Annotated in this window: 1 protein-coding gene and 1 pseudogene; one reads left to right on the top strand and one right to left on the bottom strand. The window is 64.0% G+C overall.

What is annotated here, in order from left to right:
- Positions 1–1,852, bottom strand: a 1,852-nt coding sequence (locus WCL10_RS20475) for a ParB/RepB/Spo0J family partition protein (protein ID WP_336897491.1), incomplete at its 3' end; no start/stop codon positions are given.
- 590 nt (positions 1,853–2,442) lie between these two features.
- Between WCL10_RS20475 and WCL10_RS20470 the strand changes: the two are divergent.
- Positions 2,443–2,746: pseudogene (locus tag WCL10_RS20470) on the top strand (hypothetical protein); the annotation flags it as partial.

Here is a 2,746-nt window from a genome sequence, read left to right as displayed (position 1 = left end):
GTTCGCGTTCCGCAACTTCGGCAATCGTCGCTCCGGCAAAGATGCGCTCGGCGCTTGCTGCCAGATCCGCCTTCTTGACCGAGACGTAGCGCGCCGCGAGCTCCGCGCCGCCGACTTCACCGAGCGCTTCAAAAATGACCTGCTTGGGCACGCGGTCGAAGAAGTTCGCCGCTGTCGGCCGCCACCACTGCGCGATATCGATCCCGATCAGCGCGCCGAGATGATCCTGGAACGGAATTCGGCGCTCGCCGCTCATGTTGAGGCTGGCCTCGAGCGAGCGCGCGACGACGTGCCCCAGCCAGGCCGCACGGACCTCGTCGCCGAGCGCCCGGTACCGATCGAAGCGCTCACGCTGATCGGAACCGACGCGCCAAGTCTCATCGAGCGCGGATCGGAGTTCGGCGAGTGCCCCGGTCGCCGCCGCATCGGCGGGCTCGAACCCGACGATAGGACCGCTCGGCACGCCGCCGCGGATGGTCGATGCGCTGCGCGCCTGCCAGTCGTGGCTGTCTGCATCGGCGAGCGTGAAGACCACGACGTCGAGGGCGAGCGCCGGATCCGATGCCAGGTGCAGGGCGAGCACGTCGCGGCGCTGCATGGCAAGTTCGTCGACAAGCCGGCGCGAGAGGGTCGCGCGGCGCGGTCCCGCCTCACCTTCGGAGCTGACCACTTCGATGCCATCGCAATCGCCCGGTACCGTCTCTTCCCGTTCGCCGTAGAAGACCGGCTGCAGGACGGGCGTGCCCTCGCGCGACAGCGTGAGGATCATGCCTGCCGAACCCTTCTGCTCGTCGGGCAGGACCGGCTTGCGGCTGCGGATGTCCTGTGTCTCGCGTTCGATCGCGGCGATGGCCGCTTCAGCGGCTTCCACCGCTTCGGGCGCGCTCTCCTCATCCTCAAGGATCGCGGCGTGTTCATCCCACGAAGCATCGAGCACTTCCAACCGGGCGACTTCGATCTCGCTGAGCGGCGCAGGCTCTGCTGGCAGCCGCACCAGACCCTCGACAAGATCATGGCTGGCGTAGGGATCGAGCGTCGGCTTGACCCAGGCCACGCCGTGCTCCGCAGCGAGCGAACGGGCTTCCTCTTCCATCTTCGCCGCAGCCAGGGTTTCCAGCAGCGTTACATCGACCCAGGTCTCGGTATCGGCATCGTCGAAGAGTTCGCGCTCGATCCGGCCGCCTGCCGCGAGGTATCCGTCCCGCCCGACCAGCTTGGCCCGGGGATCGCTACCGCGGACCGTTCCGGTGAGCACCATCCGCCGGATACCGTCGGCGTTCGGCGCATAGTAAGCCCCAGAGATCTCGGCGAAGACGCGTGCCTGGATCTGCTGGTCCGACGTCGCGCCATAGGCCTTGGCCATGTCGAGCGTGATCTCTCCGGCCGCGAGCGCATCGAACACCACTGGTGCCAGCGTCGCAAGCCGCAGACGGCCTTCGACGAAGCGCACCGTAAGCCCGAAGCGGCGCGCGACCTGTTCGGTGCTCGCCCCGCCCTCGATGAGCGCGGCGAAGGCCTGCGCTTCATCGGCGGGGTTCATGGCAAGACGGTGGAAGTTCTCCGCGAGGCTCGCCTCAGGCGCGGCTTCGTTGTCGGCGCTAAGCACGAGGCACGTGACCTGATGGTCGCGGGGCAGCACCTTGTCATCGACCAGCGCGAGCATTGCGCGGCGGCGGCGTTCGCCGGCCTCGACCTCGAACCGTCCCTTGGCCGCAGCCCGGACCACGAGGTTCTGCAGCAGGCCGTGTGCGGCAATGCTGGCCTTGAGCTCTGCATCTGCGGCGGGATCGCCATGGCGGCGGACATTGCGGGGGGATGCAACAAGTTTGCCGAGAGGAATAATCTGGAACATCGGTTTCACTCCTGAACTGAGCCGTCCACGTGCGCCGACCATCGACGCCTGACAGGCTCAAACAAGGCAAAGCCCCCTCCCCTCTTCAATCAACGCAGAGCGGTTTCAAATTTCAGGTTTGCCCGATGACCATGTTGGTGGGCAATACGGACCGGCTGCTTCGAAGTCGCTGCTATCAGAGACACCGACATTCGGATGGATCAGGGCGCGCTTCTGGATCCGACCGAGGCTGGATACAGATGCACCTAGGCGATGGCGGCAAATTTTTGTGGAATGGGTGGCTAGCTTCCATTTTGCCGAAGGCTTGGGCCGCGATCAGGTGCGGATCGCTGCAATGAGTGACCGAATGGCCATGAACTTGATCATCCCCTCATGTTGTAGGCCAATTCTCTCAGAGATGGCCCGGCGAATCTGCACAGGGTGATGAGTGGATATTCTGCCTGACGGCGGCCACGGTGGCCGCATCGCATCGAAGTGTTCAAACTTGAAAACTCAACTCTCGCCAAATCTGCGGCGACCGTCCTTGACTTCGCGGTGCTTGGCGGGCAGCCGCCTATGTCGATAACGGAAGAAACCTCGGGGGCAAATTTATGAAGTTTTTGACGAGCGGATCCCTCGCGTTTCTGTTGCTCACGACTGGTGCGCAAGCCCAGGTCTCGCCAGCGCCTGCGCAAGCCATGACCGTCGCGCCGGTTGCTGACAATGTCCTTCGAACCGGAACAGAAGTTCAGCTGAAGCTGAGCGAACCGCTTTCGACAAAAGGGAAGAAACTGCGTGTCGGACAGCATTTTCAATTGTCGGTCATGGAAGCCGTGTCGGTTGGCGGCAATGTCGTGATCCCGGTGGGATCGCCAGCCGTTGGGGAAATCACCGAGGTCCGAAACAAGGGAATGT

Origin of the sequence: Novosphingobium sp., assembly GCF_037133355.1 — a bacterium.
Classification (GTDB): Bacteria; Pseudomonadota; Alphaproteobacteria; order Sphingomonadales; family Sphingomonadaceae; genus Novosphingobium.
Note: the sequence above shows the minus strand (reverse complement) of the source record. Positions and strands in the feature narration are given on the sequence as shown.